At 55.9% G+C, this 25781-nt stretch carries 17 protein-coding genes; 16 read left to right on the top strand and 1 reads right to left on the bottom strand.

What is annotated here, in order from left to right:
* Positions 1-145: 145 nt before the first annotated feature.
* The 8 genes from DZE2538_RS18870 (at position 146) to DZE2538_RS18835 (ending at position 8758) form a co-directional block, all read left to right on the top strand.
* The gene (locus tag DZE2538_RS18870; protein ID WP_038916990.1) at positions 146-1510 is read left to right on the top strand and encodes a phage tail-collar fiber domain-containing protein; all 1365 of its coding nucleotides are present in this window, start codon (positions 146-148) and stop codon (positions 1508-1510) included.
* Between the two features lie 307 nt (positions 1511-1817).
* On the top strand, positions 1818-3077 hold the full coding sequence (locus tag DZE2538_RS18865; protein ID WP_038916989.1) for a phage tail protein: 1260 nt from the start codon (positions 1818-1820) through the stop codon (positions 3075-3077).
* Between the two features lie 8 nt (positions 3078-3085).
* Positions 3086-3466 carry a tail fiber assembly protein gene (locus DZE2538_RS18860; RefSeq protein ID WP_038914829.1) on the top strand — a complete coding sequence of 127 codons (381 nt, stop codon included), beginning with the start codon at positions 3086-3088 and terminating at the stop codon, positions 3464-3466.
* Between the two features lie 248 nt (positions 3467-3714).
* Entirely contained in the window at positions 3715-4854 is a 1140-nt protein-coding gene (locus tag DZE2538_RS18855) for a phage tail protein (protein WP_038916988.1), read from the top strand.
* Positions 4855-5110: 256 nt separating this feature from the next.
* The gene (locus DZE2538_RS18850) at positions 5111-6091 is read left to right on the top strand and encodes a phage tail-collar fiber domain-containing protein (RefSeq protein ID WP_038914826.1); all 981 of its coding nucleotides are present in this window, start codon (positions 5111-5113) and stop codon (positions 6089-6091) included.
* Complete coding sequence (locus tag DZE2538_RS18845; protein ID WP_038916987.1) at positions 6091-6711, top strand: tail fiber assembly protein; 621 nt, start codon at positions 6091-6093, stop codon at positions 6709-6711. The genes DZE2538_RS18850 and DZE2538_RS18845 overlap by 1 nt, the downstream gene beginning before the upstream one ends.
* A 296-nt stretch (positions 6712-7007) precedes the next feature.
* Positions 7008-8366 carry a phage tail protein gene (locus DZE2538_RS18840; RefSeq protein WP_038916986.1) on the top strand — a complete coding sequence of 453 codons (1359 nt, stop codon included), beginning with the start codon at positions 7008-7010 and terminating at the stop codon, positions 8364-8366.
* Positions 8363-8758, top strand: a complete 396-nt coding sequence (locus DZE2538_RS18835) for a tail fiber assembly protein (protein ID WP_038916985.1) — start codon at positions 8363-8365, stop codon at positions 8756-8758. The genes DZE2538_RS18840 and DZE2538_RS18835 overlap by 4 nt, the downstream gene beginning before the upstream one ends.
* On the opposite strand, the gene DZE2538_RS18830 is transcribed toward DZE2538_RS18835, so the two are convergent.
* The gene (locus DZE2538_RS18830) at positions 8730-9209 is read right to left on the bottom strand and encodes an NUDIX hydrolase (RefSeq protein ID WP_038916984.1); all 480 of its coding nucleotides are present in this window, start codon (positions 9207-9209) and stop codon (positions 8730-8732) included. The two genes, DZE2538_RS18835 and DZE2538_RS18830, sit on opposite strands and share 29 nt — an antisense overlap.
* A 202-nt stretch (positions 9210-9411) precedes the next feature.
* Here DZE2538_RS18830 and DZE2538_RS18825 point away from each other — a divergent pair, with 202 nt between their 5' ends.
* The 8 genes from DZE2538_RS18825 (at position 9412) to DZE2538_RS18785 (ending at position 25780) form a co-directional block, all read left to right on the top strand.
* Positions 9412-9882 (top strand): 2TM domain-containing protein, encoded by a 471-nt coding sequence (locus DZE2538_RS18825; RefSeq protein WP_038916983.1) that lies wholly within the window; start codon positions 9412-9414, stop codon positions 9880-9882.
* Between the two features lie 195 nt (positions 9883-10077).
* Entirely contained in the window at positions 10078-10980 is a 903-nt protein-coding gene (gene fieF / locus DZE2538_RS18820) for a CDF family cation-efflux transporter FieF (protein WP_019846430.1), read from the top strand.
* A gap of 198 nt (positions 10981-11178) precedes the next feature.
* Positions 11179-12141, top strand: a complete 963-nt coding sequence (gene pfkA / locus DZE2538_RS18810; RefSeq protein ID WP_012886581.1) for a 6-phosphofructokinase — start codon at positions 11179-11181, stop codon at positions 12139-12141.
* 289 nt (positions 12142-12430) lie between these two features.
* Positions 12431-13315 (top strand): N-carbamoylputrescine amidase, encoded by an 885-nt coding sequence (aguB, locus tag DZE2538_RS18805; RefSeq protein WP_019846432.1) that lies wholly within the window; start codon positions 12431-12433, stop codon positions 13313-13315.
* Between the two features lie 3 nt (positions 13316-13318).
* Positions 13319-14416: an agmatine deiminase gene (gene aguA, locus DZE2538_RS18800; RefSeq protein WP_038916982.1), complete on the top strand. Its 1098-nt coding sequence runs from the start codon at positions 13319-13321 to the stop codon at positions 14414-14416.
* A 195-nt stretch (positions 14417-14611) separates the two neighbouring features.
* On the top strand, positions 14612-16342 hold the full coding sequence (locus DZE2538_RS18795) for a ShlB/FhaC/HecB family hemolysin secretion/activation protein (RefSeq protein ID WP_038916981.1): 1731 nt from the start codon (positions 14612-14614) through the stop codon (positions 16340-16342).
* 12 nt (positions 16343-16354) lie between these two features.
* Positions 16355-16891, top strand: coding sequence for a toxin-activating lysine-acyltransferase (locus DZE2538_RS18790; RefSeq protein ID WP_038905980.1), 537 nt, complete (start codon positions 16355-16357; stop codon positions 16889-16891).
* 12 nt (positions 16892-16903) lie between these two features.
* Positions 16904-25780: a two-partner secretion domain-containing protein gene (locus tag DZE2538_RS18785; protein WP_038916980.1), complete on the top strand. Its 8877-nt coding sequence runs from the start codon at positions 16904-16906 to the stop codon at positions 25778-25780.
* Position 25781: the final 1 nt, after the last annotated feature.

The raw sequence follows: 25781 nt of genomic DNA, 5'->3' as shown, positions 1-25781 counted from the left end.
TCAGACGATTTACCCCCTATCTCTTTGCATAATGTTGTCAGAGGCAACAACAACATGGAATGGCTTGAAAAAGCAGGTGGTGATTCTTGCTGTGTATTATGGCGATACAACGTGACTGTTTAAGGTAACCTGGAAGGAAAATGGTATGGCGGCAAAATATATAGCATTGCTCACTCAGGTGGGAGCAGCGAAACTGGCGAATGCCACGGCATTAGGGAAAATACTGAATATTACCCATATGGGAGTAGGGGATGGCGGCGGTAACCCGACAACGCCTAATCTGGCTCAGACGGCATTAATTAATGAAAAACGTCGGGCGGAATTAACGACCCTGAACGTGGATCCGGCTAATCCAAACCAAATTATTGCCGAGCAGATAATTCCAGAGAATGAAGGTGGGTTCTGGTTGCGTGAAATCGGGTTATACGATGCGGATGGGGATTTGATCGCGGTCGCCAACTGCCCGGAAACCTATAAACCGCAGATGCAGGAAGGCTCAGGTCGTGTACAGACGGTGCGTATGATTCTGGCTGTCAGCCAGACTGACTCAGTGTCATTGAAAATTGACCCAGCGGTGGTGTTGGCGAGTCGGCAATATGTTGATGGGCAGGCGATTCAGGTCAAGGTTTACGTTGATAATCAACTTGCGACCCACATTGCCGCTGTAAATCCACACAAGCAGTATGCACCGATTGAAAGCCCGGCGCTGACAGGGGTACCGACTGCGCCAACGATAAATTCCGGAAATAATTCCTCTCAGTTGGCCACAACCGCATTTGTGCATAATGCGCTCACTGATAATGCGTTCGCGCTCGATTTTACCGGCAGCGTCACGAACTGGGACGTGCCATGGGATGCCAAAAGTGGGTTTTACAAGGTAGATCTAGGGACGTATTCAGAGGCTGTTCTGCACTTCCACGGTTCTTCGTCCAGTTGTACTGCGCTTCAGCTTGCCGCGCATTATGGTAACCGGGGGCTGAGTTATCGCACATCACGCGATAACAAGGGTTTTGAGAATGACTGGGAGCAGATTTATACCACCGGATTCAAGCCGTCACCTGCGGATATTGGGGCTATTTCTGTAGCTGAGCTAACCGGCATTCCACTGCCCTGGCCGCAGGCTAGCGTGCCTTCGGGCTGGCTCAAATGCAACGGCCAGGCATTTGATAAAAACTTGTATCCTCGGCTGGCACAGGTTTACCCGTCGGGAGTATTGCCGGATTTGCGTGGTGAGTTTATTCGCGGCTGGGATGATGGGCGCGGGGTAGATGCAGGGCGTGCGCTACTAGCGTATCAATCTGGGTCACATATTACCGGTGATAATGGTGATTACCCTGCGGTACATGGCATTGGTGTACTTCAGCAATCAGACGTCGATATTCCTGATTCGACACCACGGACATTTTACTTTCTCAGCACGACTAATATACAAACTTCTGTGGGGCCGAGTTATTGGGGGATGACTCGCCCCCGAAATATCGCCTTTAACTACATCGTGAGAGCAGCATAAACGAGAGATGTTTTCCCACTGTAGTAAATATCTTCTGGTGATAAAAATGCATTGATTATTCTATTTGAACTGGATTGACTGAATATATCTCTCTTCTCCTACCCGCCTTAATGGCGGGTTTATTTCTATCTGCGTTGTTGTGCCATAGCAGATACAACGCCCATCAGACGATTTACCCCCCATCCCTTTGCATAATGTTGTCAGAGGCAACAACAACATGGAATGGCTTGCAAACACAGATAGCGATTTCCGCTGTGATGATTGCGATATCAGATAACGATTTAAGACGATGCAAAAGGAAAATGGTATGACGGTGAAATACATGACATTGCTCACCCAGGTGGGGGCGGCGAAACTGGCGAATGCCACGGCATTAGGAAAAATGCTGAATATTACCCATATGGGGGTGGGGGATGGTGGCGGTAACCCGACAACACCTTACCCGACTCAGACGGCATTAATTAATGAAAAGCGCCGGGCGGCATTGAATGCACTGAGAGTGGATCCTAATAATCCAAACCAGATTATTGCCGAACAGGTGATCCCAGAAAATGAAGGTGGGTTCTGGCTGCGTGAAATCGGGTTATACGATGCGGATGGGGATTTGATCGCGGTCGCCAACTGCCCGGACACCTATAAACCACTGTTGCAGGAAGGCTCGGGTCGCGTGCAAACCGTGCGTATGATTCTGGTGGTCAGTAACACCAGTGCGGTTACCCTGAAAGTAGACCCATCGGTAGTGCTGGCAACCCGCCAGTCGGTTGATGACAAGGCGATTGAGGTGAAGGCCTACGCCGATGATCTGATGGCGAAACACATCGCCAACGCGAATCCACACAAGCAATATGCACCGATTGAAAGCCCGGAATTTACCGGTAATCCCACGGCACCAACGCCACCGCTATTTGATGCCGATAGCAGCATTGCGACCACCGCGTTTGTGCAAAGAGCCTTGGGTAATATGAGGTCGGTATTGGGTGTCAAAGAAAGCCAGGTGTTAACCGGTGATGCGTTTGGCTGCTTTATTGAAGCCCAAGTGGCAGGTATTACGATTACGTTACCGAACGCGTCCCTTTGCGTTGGTGGGGTTATTGAGTTTAATAATGGATCCAATGGAGCGGTGACGATTTCTGGGGCAGGGGTGAATATTCTGGGGCCTAATAACCCATCTGGCTCAAATACGATGACGGTTAAAAGTGGGACGAATATAAAATTCCTTTCCACGGGGCCACAGTGGCGTGCGATTGGTGGCGTGGGCGTTGTTGGTGCAGGGTTGAATGGTTATCAAATTTTACCGTCCGGCATTATTATGCAATGGGGGACAGGGGTAACGTTAGGTGCCGGGGTTATCAACCAGTCATTCCCTATTGCCTATCCTAATAATATCTTCTCCGTCGTTGTTACGGAAAATAACTCTGTTGGCTGGAATTATACGGGGGTGACAGTGTATGGGCAAAGTAATAGCACAAAAGAAATGCTGAAAGGGTATGGCGCCTTTGTCCGTAATGGCGGTTCCGTTGAGTTCTCTTCGGGTATCTCATATCAGTTTATTGCAATAGGGAATTGAGGTGTAATATGTTTTACTCTAAATCGTTTAATGGTTTTTATAGCCGTGAAATTCACGGTGTTAATGTTCCTGATGATGCTATTGAAATCAGTGATGATGATTATCAGGACTTATTAAGCCAACAGGCTCTTGGTAACGCTATTGTGTTTGATGAATCAACCCAAAAACCGATAGCGGTTACACCCGCATCCCCATCGCAAACGCAGTTGGCGGAGGCTGCGCGGCGTCAACGAGATAGCTTGTTGGCTACCAGTGACTGGACACAAGCGCCTGATGCCCCAGTAGATCAGCAGGTCTGGCGTACATATCGGGAAGCACTGCGCAAGATTCCTGAACAGGCGGGGTTTCCCGTCACTATTGAATGGCCATTATTACCCGAAAATAAATAACCGTATTTTTCTTTTTAGTTTTTCTCATCGTCTTTTTATTTTTCCCGCCTTGATGGCGGGTTTTTTTCACCCGTGTTGTTGTGCCATAGCCGATACAACGCCAGCCAGACGATTTGCCTGCCGTCTCTTTGCATAATGTTGTCAGAGGCAACAACAAAATGAAATGGCTTGCAAAAACAGACGGCAGTCTTCGCGCTACGGATTGCGATGCCATATGACGGATTAAGCTGACCTGAAAGGAAAATGGTATGACGGTGAAATACATGACATTGCTCACCCAGGTGGGAAGGGCGAAACTGGCGAATGCTGCAGCATCTGGAAAAATGCTGAATATTACCCACATGGGGATAGGCGATGGGGGCGGTAACCCGACAACGCCTGACCCGGCACAGACGGCATTAATTAATGAAAAACGCCGGGCAGTATTGAATGCGTTGAGAGTGGATCCTAATAGCCCAAACCAAATTATTGCCGAACAGGTGATCCCGGAGAATGAGGGTGGGTTCTGGCTGCGTGAGATCGGGTTATATGATGCGGATGGGGATTTGATCGCGGTCGCCAACTGCCCGGACACCTACAAACCGCAATTGCAGGAAGGCTCGGGTCGCGTGCAAACCGTGCGTATGATTCTGGTGGTTAGCAATGCCAGCGCCGTTACCCTGAAAGTGGACCCGTCAGTGGTGCTGGCAACCCGCCAGTCGGTTGATGACAAAGCCATTGAGGTGAAGGCCTACGCCGACACGCTGATGACCAGCCACGTGAGTGAGGCGAATCCGCACAAGCAGTATGCGCCCATTGAAAGCCCGGCATTGACGGGGACTCCCACCGCGCCGACCGCAGTGGCAGGAACGACCACAACACAACTGGCAACGACGGCGTTTGTGGCGGGGGCGGTGAATGCGCTGTCAGATAAAACCGACAACAACATCAAACTAAAACTGGATATTAATGACATCGTGGGTATTCCACTGCCCTGGCCGCAGGCTAACGTGCCTTCGGGCTGGCTCAAATGCAACGGTCAGGCGTTTGATAAAAACGTGTATCCACGGCTGGCACAGGTCTACTCGTCAGGCGTATTGCCGGATTTGCGTGGTGAGTTTATTCGTGGTTGGGATGATGGGAGAGGTGTGGATAGTGGTCGCCAATTAAGTAGCTGGCAGGAAGGTTCTTATATGCTCCAGGAAATAATTAATCCACCAGATAATGTTGTTAACTTCTCATGTAATTCTCGAGAATCACTGAACTGGGATAACCCTGTTGCGGCGATAATGAATTTTCGTGCACGGGCTATTGGTGCTTCTAGTACATGGGGGACGGGATCTCAAGGATATATTGGGGTCTCTCGTCCACGTAATATTGCTTTTAGTTACATTGTAAGAGCAGCGTAACACCGAGTAATAAAAATATTATTCAGTACTTATGTCTTATTTAATTAATATTTCTATTTTTCTTTTAAATTCTGGCGATGGAGAGGTCTGTTTATCCCATCTGTTGTGCCATAGCAGAAACAACGCCATCAACAGGTAATTATTTTAGTGTTTTCGCATAATGGTTGTGAGAACGCAGAACGAACATTCGACTCTGGTATTACGGCAATACTTTTGCCGCTGACTCTATTTTAAATTTATTCAGACGAGATAAACGATGGGAACCAAATATTTTACGATTCTCACCCGTATCGGTGAGGCGAAATTAGCACAAGCAATCTCAACCGGAAAACCACTGGAAATCACCCAGATGGGGGTGGGGGATGGCGGTGGTGTATTCCCGACGCCGGACCCGACGCAGACCACATTGGTGAATGAAAAACGCCGGGCGGTAATTAATTCCCTGAGTGTGGACCCGGATAACCCTGGTCAGGTTATTGCCGAGCAGGTGATCCCCGAAAATGAAGGAGGTTTCTGGCTGCGCGAGATTGGGCTTTATGATGTGGCCGGTAATCTGATTGCGGTGGCGAATTGCCCGGAAACCTATAAACCGGAACTGAAGGAAGGGTCGGGCCGAATTCAGACCGTGCGCATGATCCTGATCGTCAGCCGTACCGATGCAATAACGCTGAAATTTGACCCGACGGTGGCGCTGGCGACACGGCGTTATGCCGATACACTGCTGGCGGGGCATCTTGCTGAGCCTAACCCGCATTCACAGTACCTGCTGATCAATGAGTTTGTGGGTATTCCACAACCCTGGCCGCAGGCGACCGCTCCGACGGGCTGGTTGAAATGTAACGGCCAGTCGTTTGATAAAAGCGTTTATCCCCGGCTGGCACAGGTCTACCCGTCCGGTGTGCTGCCGGATTTGCGCGGTGAATTTATTCGTGGCTGGGATGATGGGAGGGGGATAGATAGTGGTAGGGGACTGCTTTCACTGCAAGGCGATGCGATCAGGAATATCGTTGGTTCTCTTTATATTGGCGTTAGCACGTCAACTCCTTTGTCATTAACGACTGTTGCGGCGTCGGGTGCAATCTCTGCTGACGAATTCGGTGATGTTGGAATAGCTGACAGTCTTGGCAGCTACAAAGGACCGGCGGGTGCTCGCTTTGATGCGTCACGTGTTGTTCCAACCGCAGCAGAAAACCGTCCTCGCAATATTGCCTTTAACTACATCGTGAGGGCCGCGTAATGACGATATCGACGCAGGACGTGCGTGCAGTGCTGGCGGCAGACGGGCTGGCCACTCAGGCAGGCTGGTTGCGGGTGTACCACGTGGATGTGCTCACCCGTGAGTACGATGGTTACAGCGACGAATACCTGATGGTTGGTACCGGGATTCCCGCCTATAGCTACGCCGATGAGCCGCCGCAGCCAGCGGTGGAAGGGCAGGCGCTACGGCGTTCATCTGACGGCCTGCAGTGGGAATGGGTGCCTGATTTACGTGGGCGGACCGCTTATGACACGCAGACCCGTCAGCCACAGGTGGTGAGTGAGCTGGGTGCGTTGCCCGCAAACCTCACCCTGCTGCCGCCTGCCAGTGCCTTTGACCGTTGGGAGGGGGCGCAATGGGTAACGGATACGGCGGCCTATCAGGCAAGCCTGGCGCAATCGGCCCGACAGGAGTATGACGCCCGTCGCCAGATAGCACATGACCGCATTCGCGAGCTGACCTATGCGCAGGAACTGGACATCGCCACTGAGCAGGAAACCGAGGCGCTTAAAAGCTGGAAAATCTATCTGGTGCAGTTAAGTCGCGTCGATTTGAGTCATACACCGGACATCGACTGGCCGACCCCACCATCACACTGATGAGACGCTACACCCGTTCGGAATAACGCGGCGTTGTTATTCCGAACGGGTTGTTTTTTGCTACCCCATTCGAATGCTTTATCCCTCCAGGGTCTTATCGCTCGTTCCTGTTACCGGCCTTGTAGTGATGATGATGTTGTGCCATTGCTGCCACATCCGTATGAGCGGGTGATTTGACGGGCCATCAGCATAATGGTTGTCAGACGGCAGACAGGACGGCGCACGCTTGCCGTGTGCGGATTCTCCCCGACCACTGCCTGACCTTTTCCTTTACATTCATGCTGATGAGAGAAACGATGGGAACGAAATATTTTACCTTGCTCACCCAGGTGGGTGAGAAAAAGCTGGCAGCGGCGATAGCCGCAGGAAAAGCGCTGGAACTGGCCCAAATGGGCGTGGGGGATGGCAACGGTGTACTCCCCACCCCCGATCCGCTGCAAACCAAATTGGTCAATGAAAAGCGACGTGGGGTGATCAACTCGCTAACGGTTGACCCGGACAACACCAGCCAGATGATTGCCGAGCAAGTGATCCCGGAAAACGAAGGGGGATTCTGGCTGCGTGAAATCGGGTTGTACGATGTTGATGGCGACTTGATTGCGCTCGGTAACTGCCCGGAAACCTATAAACCGGAATTGAAGGAAGGATCGGGCCGGGTGCAGACGGTGCGCATGATCCTGATTGTCAGCCGTACTGATGCAATAACGCTGAAATTTGACCCAACGGTGGCGCTGGCGACACGGCGCTATGCCGATACCTTGCTGGCTGATCATGTCGCTGCCGTTGACCCGCATAAGCAGTATGCACCGATTGAAAGCCCTGCGTTTACTGGCAGTCCCACAGCGCCGACACCAATAGCCGGTGATAGTAGTCAAAAGCTGGCGACGACAGAATTCGTTGCTGCCGGGCTATCAGGAAAAATGGATAAAAATCAGAACGGTGCTGATATTCAGGACCCGACTCAATTTGTCAAAAACCTGGGCTTAGAAAATCGTTTTGCAGGCCGCATCCTGCGCATAAAAAAAATCACCTCAAGCCAGAATTATCAATGGCCCGATGATGTGTCTGCTATTGATGTCACCATCTGTGGTGCAGGTGGCGGTGGCGGTGCGGCGGCGGCGTCCCCACAAAATTATCACTCGGCAGGTTCCGGCGGTGGTGCGGGCGGCTGGGCACGATCTTTTTACCGTAAAGGTGACGTTCCTGCATTGATCTATCTGGAGGTCGGTGCGGGCGGTATAGGCGGTGTAGACGCGACATATGAGCCGGGTTTTGGCGGCGCGACGAAATTTGGAACGTTAATGACGGCGAGCGGGGGGACAAGAGGTGCTAACGGTATTGCGATTGCAATCGGTATGTCCGTCTTGATTGGTAACGGTGCTGGTGGAGTTGCATCTGGTGGGAATCTTGTCGCAGGTTTTGGTGGCTCAGGGACACCTGCGATGTTTCTCAATAGTGGCTATGAATCCGGTGCGGGCGGTGATTCTGTTTTTTCATTTGGTGTACCACCGATTGCATCAAATGCGCCTACAGGCGGATTTGATGGTGTGGATGGCGCTGGCGGTAGTGGCGGATATACGGTACCCGCAGGAGCCAGTGCTAAAGGCGGTAATGGTGGTAATGGCGTCATTATGATTGTGGAGTATTCAGCATGAGTAAAATATACGCGTTAATCGAAAACGGCGTGGTGATTAATACTGTGGTCTGGGATAGCGATATTGAGTCTGACTGGAAGCCGCAGAATGGCGCACTAATCGATATTTCATCAGAACGTGTCGGTGTCGGTTATCTGTATTCTGACGGTGTATTTACGCCACCTGAAAAAAGCCGGGATGAATATATTGCGGACGCTACGCTACGGAAAACGCAGCTATTGTCAGAAGCACAAAAAATGATAGCAAACTGGCAGACCGATCTTCTGCTGGGCGTGATTTCTGATGATGATAAAAGCCGTTTAGTGCGCTGGCGTGAGTACATGAAACAGGTTGACGCCATTGATGCGCAGAGCGCACCCGATATCACCTGGCCTGCTCCTCCCGCGGCGTAACCAGACAAGCTCTGCCCGGCCACAGCATTTCAACTAGCTGTTCCGGGTAGACCTTATCCTGTGTGGCGAGAAGTTCATCGCGGCTCCACCAGTGATGGTCTCGCATCACTTCCTGTTCATGCGCCGTCCAGTTGCCAGTGTGGAGAGTACTGTCGGTGATAGGGATGACAAAAAACCGTTCATCGGCAATCACGGTGTCTCCATCAGGCATCGCCATGGTAAAGGTACACGTCGCAATACACGGGCCGGGATCCTGACGACGGATACCGGTCTCTTCCCACAGCTCTCGTACCGCTGCTTGCTCAAACGTTTCTCCGTTTTCTACCGCCCCGCCTGGCGTTGCCCAATAACGCTGTCCGGCAAGGGCATCCTGAGTATGATGGAACAGAAATAGCAACACCCGTTGTTCAGGGTTGAGAATCAGCAGGCGTGAAGCTGGTCGCCGTTTCATACGATTTCCCGATGTCTATCTGGTCGTCACTATTCTCCTCATCACCATCAGCGATGTCCATGCCTGCTGCGAAAAAGCGAACCATGGCGCGGCTTGTGTGGCGTGTCAGGTGGCTGTCGGGTTGGTGTCAGGTTACTGTCGTGGTGTTTTTCACGGCGCTAACGCAGGCTTGCATCGGGTTTTCATTCAACAGGAGTGCATCATGAACACGATCAAATCACAGCGCCTTGCCCGTGCCTGGTCTCAGGAACAACTGGCCGAACTGTCGGCGTTGAGCGTCAGAACCATTCAGCGGATTGAAAACGGAGAGCGTGCCAGCCTGGAAACGCTCAGCGCCATTGCGGCGGCGTTTGGCGTCAATGTGACGACGTTGATGCCAGAAGACAGCGAGCAGGCGGCGAGTGGCGACTCGCTGGCGTTACGCATTTCGCAGGCCAGAACACAGGTTGAGCAGGAAAGCCGTTTCTGGCGCAGTCTGTTGCTGTTTGTGCCGGTGAACATCGTGCTGGTGGTCATCAATCTGTGGGTCAACCCGCAAACGTATTGGTTTATCTGGCCGCTGCTGGCATGGGGCGGCGCGCTGCTGGTTCGGGCGGCACGGATTTTCTGGCTGCGGGATCGCTGGTTGCGCTGGGAGCAGGAACGGTTGCAGAAAATGTTGCGCAAACCCTGAGCCGGAGAACGTCTGGCGGCACGGAGAACCATCGTAGGCAGGTTATCCGTGCGTCGCCATGAGGCACTGTATTGATGTCAGTGGGGTGGCATTCCCCGGAAAAGCGCGGGTGACCCCAAATACTGACATAAAGTGTCACGGTTTTTCCCTGCTGGAATTCGGTATACTGACTCCCTCGCTTGAATGGAATAGTGTATGAATTCTCATTACGCACGTCTGGTGACGACCGCTGCTTTTCTGGCTACCGGTATGGCGTTATCGCTGTTTGGTATGAAGGTGTACGCCTGGTGGTACACCGGTTCGGTCAGCTTGCTGGCATCACTGGTGGATTCGTTAGTGGATATCGCGGCGTCGCTGGTCAACCTGTTGGTCGTTCGTTATTCCCTGCAACCCGCTGATACGGAACATACGTTCGGGCATGGCAAAGCCGAGTCATTGGCTGCGCTGGCGCAGAGTATGTTCATTGCCGGCTCGGCGCTGTTTCTGTTATTGACCGGTGCTCAGCATCTGATGAACCCACAGCCGCTACAAGGGGCTGAACTGGGGATGTGGGTGACCGTGATTGCGCTGGTGGCAACGGGCTTTCTGGTGAGCTTCCAGCGTTGGGTTATCCGCAGAACACATAGTCAGGCGGTGCGAGCAGACATGCTGCATTACCAGTCTGATGTCCTGATGAATGGTGCCATTTTGCTGTCGTTGGTACTAAGCTGGAAAGGTATCAACTGGGCGGATGCGGTCTTCGCGCTGGGGATAGGCATTTATATTCTGAGCAGCGCGCTGCGTATGGCCTACGATGCGATTCAGGTCCTGCTGGACAGAGCCCTGCCCGATGACGAGCGACAGGAAATCGTCAATATCGTGTCTTCATGGCCGGGGGTAAGTGGTGCGCATCAGTTACGGACCCGCCGCTCAGGCCCGACCCGTTTTATCCAGCTGCATCTGGAAATGGCGGATAACCTGCCGTTGGTGGAGTCACACCAGATTGCAGACGAACTAGAGCAGGCATTGCTCAAACGCTTCCCCGGTTCAGACGTTATCATTCATCAGGATCCTGTCTCGGTGGTGCCGCAGGAGCAGCGTGGGCGCTGGGAACTGTAGCGGGTCGGGTTTTATCCGGGCCATGATGTGTTGTAAAAATGTGATCTGCGATAGATTTTTCGTGGACGAAGAGACTGACCTGAATCAATTCAGCTGGGTGTATTTGTTATACTATGTCGATAAAACGGTTAGGCTTTGTCCTGTGAGCCTTGAGATAGAAGAATCTGCGAATTTACATCTACAAATCCAGAGGTTGTCATGATTAAAAGAATCGGAGTACTGACGAGCGGTGGCGATGCGCCGGGGATGAATGCGGCCATTCGTGGTGTGGTGCGTGCCGCGTTAGCGGAAAACCTGGAAGTATACGGTATTTATGACGGCTATCTGGGCTTGTATGAAGATCGCATGGCGCAGTTGGACCGCTATAGCGTGTCTGACGTGATCAACCGTGGCGGCACGTTCCTGGGTTCAGCCCGTTTCCCGGCGTTCCGTGAGGAAGCGGTGCGTCAGGTGTGCGTGGAAAACATGAGAAAGCATGATCTGGACGCGCTGGTGGTGATCGGGGGTGACGGTTCCTACATGGGGGCTAAGCGCTTGACCGAGATGGGCTTCCCCTGCATCGGCCTGCCGGGCACCATCGACAATGACGTGGCAGGCACCGATTACACCATCGGTTATTTCACCGCGCTGGAAACCGTGGTGGAAGCGATTGACCGCCTGCGCGATACCTCGTCTTCCCACCAGCGTATTTCCATCGTGGAAGTGATGGGGCGTCACTGTGGCGACCTGACGCTGGCGGCGGCGATTGCCGGTGGCTGTGAATTCATCGTGCTGCCGGAAGTCGACTTCAAAAAAGAAGACCTGGTGGAAGAGATTAAAGCCGGTATCGCCAAAGGGAAGAAACACGCCATCGTCGCCATTACCGAACTGGTGTGTGATGTGGATGAACTGGCACACTATATTGAAACGGAAACCGGGCGCGAAACCCGTGCTACGGTGTTGGGCCACATCCAGCGTGGTGGTTCACCGGTGGCGTATGACCGCATCCTGGCTTCCCGCATGGGCGCGTACTCCATTGAGCTGTTGCAGCAAGGCTATGGCGGCCGTTGCGTCGGGATCCAGAATGAAAAACTGGTCCATCATGATATTATCGACGCCATCGAGAACATGAAGCGCCCGTTCAAAGGCGACTGGCTGAATACCGCCAAGAAACTGTTCTGATGTGTACCCGGCGTGCCGGGTTGAGCAAGCAAATCCCGCCCTTTTGGGCGGGATTTCTTATTGGGAAACGGAAAACGGCGACGGCCCGATGAACGAGGCGTATGCCAGCAACGGGTAACCGGGAAACGCCATCCTCACCGTCATGATTCGCTGGCATAATGTCGATGCCCTGCGGCGTTCACCGGGCGTCGGGTGAGTTGTTGATCTACACTTTTACCCGTCTCATGCTGTTCCCACGCGCTGGTGGCGCAGGCATGAGCACCCATACAGAAATTATTGAGGTTTTCGCATGACAAAAGTTACCGTTGCCGCCACGCAGATGGCCTGCACCTGGGATTTGCCAAAAAATATCGAAAACGCCGAAAGGCTGGTGCGTCAGGCTCATGCTCAAGGGGCGCAAATCATTCTGATTCAGGAACTGTTTGCCGCGCCTTATTTCTGCATCGACCAGAGCCCGGAGCATTACGCGCTGGCGCAGGAATTGGAAACCAGCCCGCTTATCAAACACTTTTCCGCGCTGGCGGCCGAGTTGGAAGTGGTGCTGCCGCTGAGTTTCTTCGAACGCGCCAATAACGCCTACTACAACTCACTGGTCATGATTGACGCTGACGGTAGCGTACTGGACGTGTATCGAAAAACCCACATTCCTAACGGCCCGGCCTATCAGGAAAAACAGTTCTTCATTCCGGGCGATACCGGGTTCAAAGTGTGGCAAACCCGCTACGCCAAAGTGGGCGTGGGCATCTGCTGGGATCAGTGGTTCCCGGAAACCGCCCGTTGTCTGGCACTCAAAGGGGCCGAGTTGATTTTCTACCCGACCGCCATCGGTTCTGAACCGGCGTATCCGGATATCGACAGCCAGCCGCACTGGACCCGCGTACAGCAGGGTCATGCTGCCGCCAACCTGATCCCGGTGATCGCGTCTAACCGTATCGGTACCGAAGCCAGTAAATACCTCGACGGTCTGGAAATGACGTTCTATGGCTCGTCGTTCATTGCCGATCAAACCGGTGCGCTGGTCGCGCAGGCCAACAAGACCGACGAAACAGTGCTGGTGCATGAGTTCGATCTGGAAGCGATCGCAGCGCAGCGCGCTGCCTGGGGCTTGTTCCGTGACCGCCGTCCGGACATGTACGGTGTTATCGGCACCTCTGACGGCAAGACCTGGAGATAAGTGATGTCTGAGCTGACCACGCCGTTGCAAGACGGCTTCGCCATGCCAGCGGAATGGGCGCCGCACGACGCGGTGTGGATGTTGTGGCCCTACCGTCGCGACAACTGGCGCATGCAGGGCGACGCGATTCCCGCCCAGCGTACCTTTGCTGCCGTTGCTGCGGCTATTTCGCAAACCACACCGGTTGTGATGGGCGTGCCGCGTGACCAGATGGCGCTGGCTAAAAGCGTGATGCCGACTGGCGTGACGCTGGTGGAAATGGAAAGCGATGACGCCTGGGTACGTGACACCGGGCCTACCGTGGTGTTGAACGCGGCTGGTGAGCGTCGTGGTGTCGACTGGCAATTCAACGCCTGGGGTGGCGCACTGGGCGGCCTGTATGAAGACTGGAGCCGTGACGAGAAGGTGGCGGCGCAGGTGCTGGCTTATCACGGCGATGCGCGCTATGCCGCCCCGTTGATTCTGGAAGGTGGCTCGATCCACACCGATGGTGAAGGCACGCTGCTGACCACCGCCGAGTGCCTGTTAAACCCGAACCGCAATCCGCATCTGAGCAAAGCGCAGATTGAGCAGCACCTGCGGGATTATCTCGGGGTGTCGGCCTTTATCTGGCTGGAAGAGGGCGTCTATAACGACGAAACCGACGGCCATATCGACAACATGTGCTGTTTTATCCGCCCCGGCGAAGTGGCGCTGCACTGGACGGACGATGAAACCGACCCGCAGTATGCCCGCTCTCAGGCGGCGTATCAGGTGTTGTCCCAGACGAAGGATGCTCAGGGCCGGTCGCTAAAAATTTGGAAACTACCGGCACCCGGCCCGCTTTTCGCGACCCCGGAAGAAGCGGCGGGCGTGACCGAAGGCAACGCGATTGAACGTAACGCCGGGTCACGGCTGGCGGGCTCATACGTCAATTTCCTGATCAGCAACAAGCAGGTGATTTATCCGCTGCTGGATGAACGTACTGACGGCGAGGCACATGCGCTGTTGCAACAGATGTTCCCCGACTACCTGATAAGTGGTGTTCCGGCGCGCGAAATCCTGCTGGGCGGCGGCAATATCCACTGTATTACTCAGCAGATCCCGGCGGTACGCCGTTAGTCCTGCTGCGGCCCCCCCATTCACGGGGGGCCTGACTCTTCCGCTTTCTTTCTTAAAATATTCTTAATGCTAATCAATAGCTGCTTATAAAAAATCCAACTAAGTAACCTGTTTTGTTCTTTTACGCGTTTATGTAAACTCCGCAACGTAAATTATTGTATGTTTCTTTACAGTTTTTTGACGAAACGGATAGCTATGTTCATCGATCTTCAGGGAAGAAGGCGCAATACGGCCTGTTTTAAGCAATTCCCCTTATTTCTTAAATTTTACTTTTTATTTTCAATTTCTTATTGTTTTTCAGCATCGGCTGCAGAACCCGGCACCCCGCTGGAGCAGCAATCTATTAGCCAGCAAGAACGATTACGGGCTCAGGAGAAAAAGCTGGCACCGGTAACGCCGGATGTCCGGTTTCAGACCTCGCTGGAAGAGGTCTCTGGCAACGGGTTTCCCGCAGAGCAGCCGTGTTTTGATATCGACCGTGTCGAACTGACCGGACTGACTTCCTTTCCATCCTGGTTACCGCTACAGCGTCTGGCAGATACAGGCCGTGGGCACTGCCTTGGGGTCAAGGGCATCAATCTGTTGATGAGCCGGTTACAGAACCGGCTGGTTGAATATGGCTATGTGACATCACGTGTACTGGCACCCGCGCAGGATCTGAAAAGCGGTACCCTCAAACTGGCGTTGGTGGCGGGGACTATTCGCCACGTGGTTCTGACGCCGGGGAGCGATAGTTATGTGCAGCTCTATAGCGCATTACCAGCACATGAAGATAACCTACTGAATCTGCGTGATATCGAGCAAGGGCTGGAGAATTTGCAGCGTTTGCCGACGGTGAAAGCCGACATGCAGATTGTCCCCGGTGAGCAGCCGGGTGAGAGTGATGTCGATATCAGTTGGAAGCAGTCCCGTCACTGGCGTGTGGCGACCTCGCTGGATGACTCGGGTACGCGCAGTACCGGCCGTTATCAGGGCGGGATGACGCTGTTTCTGGATAACCCGCTATCGCTCAGTGACATGTTCTATGTGTCTGCAACCCACGATCTGCAATGGCGTAGCGCCCAATCTAGCCAAAACTATACCGCGCACTATTCGGTGCCGTGGGGCTATTGGCTGGCGGGTATTACCACCAGCGGATACGACTACCACCAGACGATCGCCGGTATCAATCAGGAATATAAATACAGTGGTCGCAGCCAGAATCTTAACGCCAGCCTGCGGCGGGTTATTCATCGCAATGCCACGCAGAAAACATCGGTCAGCTACGAGCTGCTCACCCGCCAGACACGAAATTACATCAACGACACCGAAGTGGAAGTGCAGCGGCGTAACAGTGCTGCCTGGCGTCTTGGTTTACAGCATCGTCACTATATCGGGCAATCCACGCTGGATATGGCGGTCAGCTACCAGCGCGGCACCCGTTGGTTCGGCGCATTACCGGCCCCGGAAGAGGCGTTTGATGAAGGTACTGAGTTGTCGAAGATTGTGCAGTGGACAACGCAACTGGAGGTGCCTTTCCATCTGTTGGCGCAACCTTTCACCTATAACCTGCAATACCAACAGCAGCACAGCCTGACCCGGCTGACCCCCCAGGAACAATTTGCCATCGGCAACCGCTGGACGGTGCGGGGATTTGACGGCGAGCGCACCCTGAATGCCGATGATGGCTGGCTGGTTCGCAATGAACTGGTGTGGACGACGCCGTTGCCGGGGCAGTCACTCTATCTCGGCGTGGATTATGGCGCGGTGGACGGCGGCGGCAGCGATACCTTGCTGGGACGCCACCTGGCCGGGGGCGTGCTGGGCTGGCGTGGCGCGGTTAAGAGCATTAACTATGACCTGTTCGCCGGTATCCCGCTCTCTAAACCCGATGGATTCAACACCAGCCCGGTAACAGTAGGATTTACCCTCAACTGGCAGTATTAGGACGTAGCAAGGATGCAGATTGACCATTTTGACGTTCAGTCGCCAGCGTTGATTGGCGGCGAAAGCAGCGAAGCAGAAATCTTGGGGGCCGCCGTGTGGCTCTGGATGCATTCGCCGCTGCACCGTGATGCGCCCTTACAGGCGTTATCGACACTACTGTTGCCGATTATCAAGCACCAACAATACGTGGTGGTCAGTCAGCAGCAACAGCCGATTTTTTTCATGAGTTGGGCATGGCTGGATGCCGAAGCCGAACGGCGTTACCTCACCCAACCCTCTATTCTGATGCCGCAGGACGACTGGGCCTGTGGCGATCGCATGTGGATCATCGATTGGATCGCGCCCTTCGGCCATTCTCGCGCCATGCGCCATCTGGTCGGCCACACCTTACTGCCGGATTACTGCTTCCGTTCGCTTGACCATCAGGGTGCCAGACGTGGCAAACGCGTCTTCGTACACCATGGCGATCAGGTATCACGTCAGTCACGCGATCACTGGCTGCAACAACACCCTTTAGCTGAACCGCTCCCCGAGATTTGCATTCGATAAGGATATCTTGCTGTGAACAAATTGCTCTACCGGATCATTTTCAACAAAAGCCGCGGCATGTTGATGGTTGTGGCGGATATTGCCCGATCAGGACAAGGTGGCGGCGGCCGTTCCTCACGACCCGGTACCCTTTTGCCACATCAGTGGGCCCGTCTTTCTCCGCTGGGTTTTGCACTGCTGACCGCGCTCGGCTGCGTGTCTATTGTGGCACCTGCTCAGGCGGGAATAGTGGCGGACGCGGGTGCGCCAGCTAATCAGCAACCGGTGATCGTCAACACCGCCAACGGGGTGCCGCAGGTTAATATCCAGACGCCCAGCGCGGGCGGCGTATCCCGCAATACCTACAGCCAGTTTGATGTGGATGGCAAAGGTGCCATCCTCAATAACTCGCGGGAACGTATCCAGACGCAGCAGGGTGGCTGGGTTGAACGTAACCCTTATCTGGCGCAGGGTGAGGCCAAAGTCATCCTCAATGAGGTGAATTCCAGCAACCCCAGCCGCCTGGGTGGGTATGTGGAGGTGGCAGGCACCCGTGCGCAGGTGATTATCGCGAACCCGGCGGGCATCACCTGTGATGGCTGCGGTTTTATTAATGCTAATCGGGCGACGCTCACCACCGGCCGGGCACAGATGCAGGACGGCAATCTGACCGGTTATGACGTGCGACAAGGTGAAATCATTATTCAGGGCGGTGGGCTGGACAGCCGCACTCAGGACTACACCGATATCATCGCTCGCTCCGTGAAAGTGAACGCCGGTATCTGGGCTAACGATTTGCGGGTCACCACCGGCAGCAATCAGGTCAGCGCTGCCCATGACAACATTCAGGCGACCCGTGACGGCAGCGCCTCACCTCAACTGGCGCTGGATGCCTCGCAACTGGGCGGGATGTACGCCGGGAAAATCCGCCTGATTGGCACCGAGAAAGGGGTTGGCGTGAGAAACGCCGGGAATATCGGTGCCTCGGCAGGCAGTGTGACGCTGACGGCTGACGGGCGTATCGAAAATAGCGGCACAATCAATGCCAGTCAGGATATCCAACTGACTTCACGTCAGGATATCAGCAATCAGGGCAAGGTATACGCCAGCGGCGAAACGTCCGTCACGGCAGGCGGCCAGCTCGGCAACAGTGGCGTTATCGCCGCTGCCAGCCACACCCGCATCAAAGGCGGTACGATAAACAATAGCCAGTCGGGTGCGATCGCCGGTGGTATGAGTGCCGACGGCACCTTGTCCGGCAGCGGCACGCTAACGCTGGATGCCGACGGCAACCTGACGGGCAATGGTAAGCACCTGGCAGCGGGCCAACTGACTGTGACCGGTAGCGATGTGGATCTGGGCGGTAGCCAGACCTACGGCAAACAGGTGGCGATCACGGCCAGACAAGGCAGTGTCTCAGTCAGTGGTGCCAATATTCAGTCGGACACCCTGTTGTCACTGAATGCGCCGGTCAGCATCAACAACGACGGCGGCATATTGCAGGCGGATACCCTGAACCTGAGTACCGACCGGTTATCCAACCGCAAAGGGAATCTCATCCAAACCGGTAGTCAGAGCCTGACACTGAATCATCGCGGCGGCATCGACAACCGTGGTGGGCAGATTACCAGCAACGGGCAGGATCTGACGTTGCAAACTCAGCAGCTCAACAATCAGCAAGGCAGCATTCAGCATGTGGGCGCGGGTCATTTCACGCTGACGGCTGATCAACTGGATAACCGACAAGGAACGCTCAGCACGGTTTCCGGCGATGCGCTGATCACCAGCCAGCAGCAGTTGCTTAATGACGGCGGTAAACTGGGGGCGGGTAAGCGCCTGCAGATTCAGGCGAACGGCATGAGCAATACCGCCGGTCTGGTGCGGGCGAATGTGCTGGATGTCGACTTGCAGCAAGGCGGTTTGATTAACACTCAGGGAACGTTGCTCAGCCAGGGCGCGTTCACCTTAAACAGCGGTGATGTGAATAACCGCAACGGTTTGCTGGTGAGCGGCGCGGATGCCGCGCTCACGCTGGGCGCGCTGGATAATCAGGGCGGACGGATTGGCGCGACCGGCACGCTGACGATGGATACCCTGCAAGTACAGAACGATACCGGGTTGATACAAAGCGGTGGTCTGCTGTCGTTAAACACCAACGGCGAGTCGTTGAGCAACGGTGCCAGTGGCAGCCAGGGTGGTATCACCAGCCAGTCGGACATCCAACTGCGTACCGGGGTGTTCAGTAACCTCGGTGGTGCGGTGATAGCCAACCGCAACCTGACGTTAAACAGCGGTAGCCTCAATAACCAGCAGGGACAACTGGCTGCACTGGGGGCCTTGCAGGCGAGCACGGCCGATGTCAGCAATCAGGGCGGTAAAATTCAGGCGGGTACGTCGCTGAGTTGGGATACCCGCCCCTTGCGCAGCGCGGCCCGGCAGTTCATGACTCTGCTGGCGGCAGCACCGGCGGCAAACAATGTCATCCTCAATGCCGGTGGGCAGATCCAGTCCGGCGGTGACCTGACGTTGGCCGGTTCATCGCTCGATAACTCACAGGGCGGGTCTATCATCACCAACGGGAACCTGACGGTGACCGCGGATGGTGGCATCAGCAACCAGAGCGGCACCCTGCAGGCGGTGGGTAACCTGACGCTGGATGCGGTGCAGGCGGTGATCGATAACACCCTGGGGCTGATTCATGCCGGGCAGCAGGCCACGTTGCTGGCCGGGTCTGTACTGAATCAGGGCACACGCAACCAGAATGGGATTCTGGGTAACAACGTCAGTGTGACCGCCGGTCAGTTGCAGAACGGCAACGGTGCTATCACCGCCAGCCGCGATCTGGCGCTCACCCTCAGCGGCGCGCTGGATAACAGCAACGGCATGCTATCCAGTCAGGGCAGCAGTGAGATTCAGGCCGATACCCTGCTGAACACCAATGGCGATATACAGGCGCAACAACAACTGACGTTGACGGCCAATCAGTTAAGCGGCGATGGTCGCCTGCTGTCGCTGGGCAACATGCAGGTGTCGCTCACACAGGACTTCATCAACACCGGCAGCGTGCGTGCCAGTAATGCGCTGACCTTCCAGACCAACGGGCTGCTGCGTAATGCGGCACTGATGCAGGCCGGGTCAACGCTGCAACTGGGTGCGACGAATCTGGAAAACCTGAACGGAGCTGAGATCAGCGCGACCACCACCCGGCTCAGTGCTGGTCAGACGCTGACCAACTACGGGCTGGTGGATGGCAGCAACACGCTGCTCACTGCTTCCACGATCAATAACCTGTCGACCGGTCGTATCTTCGGTGATGCACTGGCGCTACAGGCCGGGACTATCAATAACCTCAACCAGAATGGCGTGGCACCGGTGATTGCCGCCCGCCAGCGGCTGGATCTTGGCATGTGGGCGCTGAATAACAACGAGCACGCTCTGATTTATAGCAGCGGGGCGATGGCGATAGGCGGCGCGCTGGATAGCCAGAACCAGGCGACCGGTCAGGGCGGCGTTATCAATAACGGCAGTGCGACGATTGAAGCCGCAGGCGACATGGTGCTGAATGTCGGCACGCTCAATAACACCAATAACCATTTTGCCACCGCGATCGTGCCGGTGTCGGATGAACAGGTGCAGCAGTACCGCATGGCTGGGTCGACCACCATGTACACCCCAGACCAGATCAGTATCGGTCATGGTGAAGTTGACAGCCTGGATACGCCGGACGGCAGCAACGAAGAATTTACCCGGTATGATTTCACCCGGCATATTGAAGAGTCGCGCATCATCCAAAGCGACCCTGGCCAGATACTGTCGGGCGGCAATCTGCTGATTACCTCCGGTATGGTGCTGAACGACAAGAGCCGCATCATTGCCGGTTCAGGCCTGGGGATCAACGCCGGACAACTGAATAACGTGGAAGTCCCCGGCGAGCGGCATATCACTGAAAACGGTACCGCCACCAGCTTCTGGCGTATTCGTCACAAAGGGCGTGACGAACAAGGGCAAGATAGCGCGGCGTATACCCCGCCGGAGCAGATCCAGTCGATCACCTTGCAGCCGGGGGCGATACAGTCGTTTACGGCGGCGGCCAGCAACCGTGGCTTACAGGGGCGCAGCGATAGCAGCGTGAACGGTAGCGTAGCGGGCGCAACCGGCGTGAATGCCGCCGTGTTGCAGGCGCTGCCCAATCAGCCGGTGATAGTGCCATCCGGCCAGGTTTTCGAAGTGACGTCGGGTACCGCGCCGGAAAGTGGTAAACCCGCGGCTATCATCAGGTTGGTGGGGCCGGACATCCGGCTGCCGGATAACAGCCTGTTCCATACCAACCCGGACCGTAACGCCAGTTATCTGGTGGAAACCGACCCGCGTTTCACCAACCAGAAGACCTGGCTGAGTTCAGACTACATGCTGAGTGCGCTTACCGGCGACCCGACCAGCGTCCACAAACGTCTGGGGGATGGGTTCTACGAACAGCGGCTGGTGCGTGAGCAGATAGTCTCGTTAACCGGGCAGCGTTACCTTAACGGTTACAGCAACGATGACACCCAGTTCAAGGCACTGATGGATGCCGGTATTGCGTTTGGCAAGCAATACGGGCTGACGCCGGGGGTGGCGCTGACAGCGGAACAGATGCGGTTACTGACCAGCGACATGGTGTGGATGGTCAACCAGACGGTGACGTTGCCGGACGGCACCACCCAGACGGTGCTGGTACCACAGGTTTACGCCCGACTGAAAGACGGTGATCTGGACGGCAGCGGTGCGCTGCTGGCCGGGCGCACGGCGGATATTCGTGTTGATGGCGATATCAACAACAGCGGCCGTATTCAGGCGGCAGGCAACGCCACCCTGCTGGCGGAGAACCTTAACAACACCGGTGGGTTGATCCACGCCAATGATCTGGCGTTGCAGGCGCGCACCGATATTACCAGCATCGGTGGGCTGATTTCGGGCAACGACAGCCTGACGGCGCAGGCGGGACGGGATATCACCCTCACCACCACGACCCGCAGTGCCACCAGTGCCGACGGCAATTTCAGCCGTACTGCGCTGGACCGGGTGGCCGGCCTGTATGTGCAAAACGATGCCGGGAAACTGGTATTGCAGGCCGGGCGTGACGTTAACCTGACGGCGGCGCAACTGACCAACGGCGGTGAGAACGGCACCACCACGGTGGCGGCCGGGCGGGATATCAACCTGAAGACGGTCACTACCGCCAGCCGGGATAATATCGTCTGGAACGGCGATAATCGGGTCACACAAAGCGCCAGCAATGAACAGGGCAGCGAAGTAAACGCCAAAGGCGATATCCACATGAGCGCGGGCCGTGACCTGACGGCGACGGCCGCCTCGATGAGCGCGGGCAACGGTCTGATGCTGGCGGCGGGCAACAACCTGACTATCCAGCAGGGAACGGATACCGCCACGCTGGATGAGCGGCACAAGACCACCGGTAGCAATGGCTTTGCCTCCAAGATAACCACGGTACGTCAGGATACGGTAGACCGGCAGACGGCGGCGGCGAGCGTGCTGAGTGGCAATACGGTGGCGCTGGCGGCAGGCCATGACCTGACGGTCTCGGGCAGCGATGTGGCAGGCACCGGCGATGTGAGCCTGTCGGCGGGCAATAACCTGACGGTAACGGCAGCCCAGGAGCGGGATGCACAGACGCACCTGCGTGAGGAGACACACTCCGGGCTGATGGGCAGCGGCGGTATCGGGTTTACGATAGGCAGCAACAGCCAGAAGACCACCACGGCGGAGAGCGCGCAGCAACATCGCGGCAGTACGGTAGGCAGCAGCACGGGGTCGCTGACGCTGAACGCGGGCGGGTCGCTGGGTGTGGCGGGCAGCGAGCTGATAGCGGGTGAAGACGTGACGCTGAAAGGGCGTGACGTAAGCGTGGTGTCGCTGGAGAATCGACAGGACAGGAAGGAAACGCGAGAGCAGAAACAGAGCGGTCTGACGATTGCGCTGAGCGGTAGCGTGGGCGGCGCGCTGAACACGGCGGTGGAAACGGCGCAGTCCTCGCGTGAGACGCAGGACGGCCGGGTGAAGGCGCTGCAGCAGACGAAGGCGGCGCTGAGCGTGGCACAGGGTGTGCAGGCGGCGCGGCTGGCGCAGGCGCAGTCGGAAGGGGCAGGCGGTCAACAGGGCGGCCAGACGGTGGGTGTCAGCGTGTCGTACGGCAGCCAGTCGTCCAAATCGGTGCAGGCGCAGACGCAGACCACGGCGCAGGGCAGCAGCGTGACGGCGGGTCACAACCTGTCGGTGACGGCGACGGACGGTGACGTCACGGTGGCGGGCAGCACCCTGAAGGCGGGTCAGGACCTGCTGCTGGATGCGTCGCGGGATATCCGGCTGCTGTCGTCGGCCAACACGCAGCACACCGAGGGGAGCAACCAGAGTCAGGGCGGCAGTATCGGGGTGAGCTTCGGGGTGAGTGCCTCGGGCAGCTTCGGGCTGAGCGTGAGTGCGAGCGTGAACGCGGCGAAGGGCAGCCAGCATGGCGACGGGGTGACGCACACGGAAGCGCTGCTGGAAGCAGGGCGGGCGGCGGTGCTGCACAGCGGTCGTGACACCACGCTGCAGGGCGCGCAGGTCAATGCAGAGACGATAACCGCGCAGGTGGGGCGTGACCTGCTGATACGCAGCGAGCAGGACAGCGACCATTACGACAGCAAGCAGCAGAGCATGAGCGCCGGGGTGACGATACCGATTTACGGCGGGGGTGGCGGCGCGAGTTTCAGCTTCAGCCGTGACAGGGTGAACAGCAACTTTGAGAGTGTGCAGGAGCAGTCGGGGCTGTTTGCGGGCCGGGGCGGTTTTGACGTGACGGTGGGGAACCACACGCAACTGGACGGCGGGGCGATAGCGTCGACGGCGGAGGCGGAGAAGAACCGGCTGGATACGGGGACACTGGGGTTCAGCAATATCGACAACCACGCGGAGTACAGCGCGTCGCACAGCGGGGGCGGATTGGGCACCGGCGGCCCGATAGGGATGCAGATGCTGAGCAACCTGGGCGGTCTGGCGCTGGCGGGGGCGAACCAGAGCGGCTCCTCATCAGGGACGACCTATGCGGCGGTGAGCGACGGCGCGCTGATAATCCGTGACAGGGCCGGTCAGCAGCAGGATGTGAGCGGGCTGAGCCGGGATACGGCGGGGGCGAACAGTGGGGCGCTGAACCCGATATTCGACAAGGAGAAGGTTGAAAGCAAACTGCAGCAGGCGCAGCTGATGTCGGACATCGGTGCGCAGGCGCTGGATATCGCCTCGACGGAAGGGGCGATAGCAGCGACGAAGGCGGCGAACGATAAGGTGGCCGCGGCATCGGCGGCGGAGCGTCGGGCGAAGGGCAGCGAGCTGGCGCAGGCGAACCCGAACAAGGCGATAACGCAGGATGACATCACGCAGGCGCTGTACCAGTCGTACTACGATGAGGCGATGCGGACATCGCCGTACGGAACGGGCGGTGCGGTACGTCAGGGCATTCAGGCGGTGACGGCGGCGCTGCAGGGTGTGCTGGCGGGGAACATGGCGCAGGCGCTGACGGGGGCGGCAGCGCCGTATATGGCGGAAGCCATCCACCGGGCGACGACGGATGCGGCAGGCAACACGGACGTGGCGGCGAACACGCTGGCGCACGCGTTGCTGGGTGCGGTGGTGGCGCAGGCGAGCGGGAATAACGCGCTGGCAGGGGCGGCGGGTGAAGCGGGCGGTGAACTGGCGGCCCGCGCCCTGATGGACGCGCTGTACCCGGGCAAGAAACCCTCGGAGCTGAACGAAGAGCAGAAGCAGTACATCAGCACGCTGGCGACGATAGCGGGTGGCCTGGCGGCAGGCGTGGTGGGGAATACCGGCGCGGACGCGGTGCAGGGGGCGCAGTCGGCGCAGGTGGCGGTGGAGAATAACTACCTGAGCAGCACGGAGAAGAGCCTTCAGACGTATCTCAACCACAAAGAGAACCTGACCGAGCAGGAAAAACAAAAGCGTGATGCGCTGAATCGTAAGGATTTGGAAAGCGATCTTGCAGCGATAAAGGCGTGTCAGGTAGAAGGAAGTGATTGTCAGGCGGAAAGAAATAAAGCCCTTGAGGCGCTGAATACATATACCAACCTGAGTTACCTGAATCCGAAAGAAGCGCAGGCGGGGTATCAACAGATACAGAGCCTGCTGAATTCGACAGATCCCCTGGCGAAGGATGCATTTAACGTACTGGAAGGGTATACCCAGGCTCTCATGAGGTTCGGGTATACAGAAGAGGAAGCCAGAGCACGGGCTGGGGTTTATATCGGTGGAATGTATCTGTATGGCGGCATCAGTGCGATAGTGGCGTCCAAGGAGCTGGTGAAGCAGTTCGGGGAAGATATAGCGGTGGGCAACAAAAGCTTAGCCGCAGGGGCAGCAAATTCTCTTGTTAAAAATGCAGATGGTATTTATGAAGTAAAAATGGATTCTACTCCTCTGGAAGGCCAACAGCGCTTAAATACACCAGATATAAATGGTAACGGAAAGTATAACCCAGCAGAGGCAGCGGCGGCTGCAAGGTTGGAAAACGTGCTAGGGACATTGGAAAGAGCTCCTGATACAGGTGGTAAAACAGCTGACTTTATTATCAGTAGTGGCTCCAATGCGGGGAAAACAGTTGATTTTATGTATACAACTAAGAATTTATCCCAAAAGGAAGTTGATGGAATAAATAAATTTTTTGAAAAGAATATGACCGTTGTAAGATCTCCAGGTAAGTTACCCGCTGGGCAGCAACAAATATTGGATCATTTAAATAAAGCTGATATTGTTCCTGTTGATTTTAGCGTGTTGTCACCAAGTAATCAGAAGTTATTTACTGATTTCATTAAGACACTACCGGATACACAGCAACAAAAAGTAATTATAATGAGGTGAG

This window comes from Dickeya zeae NCPPB 2538, from assembly GCF_000406165.1.
GTDB classification, from domain to species: domain Bacteria; phylum Pseudomonadota; class Gammaproteobacteria; order Enterobacterales; family Enterobacteriaceae; genus Dickeya; species Dickeya zeae.
This window is presented reverse-complemented; position numbering and strand designations above follow the sequence as displayed.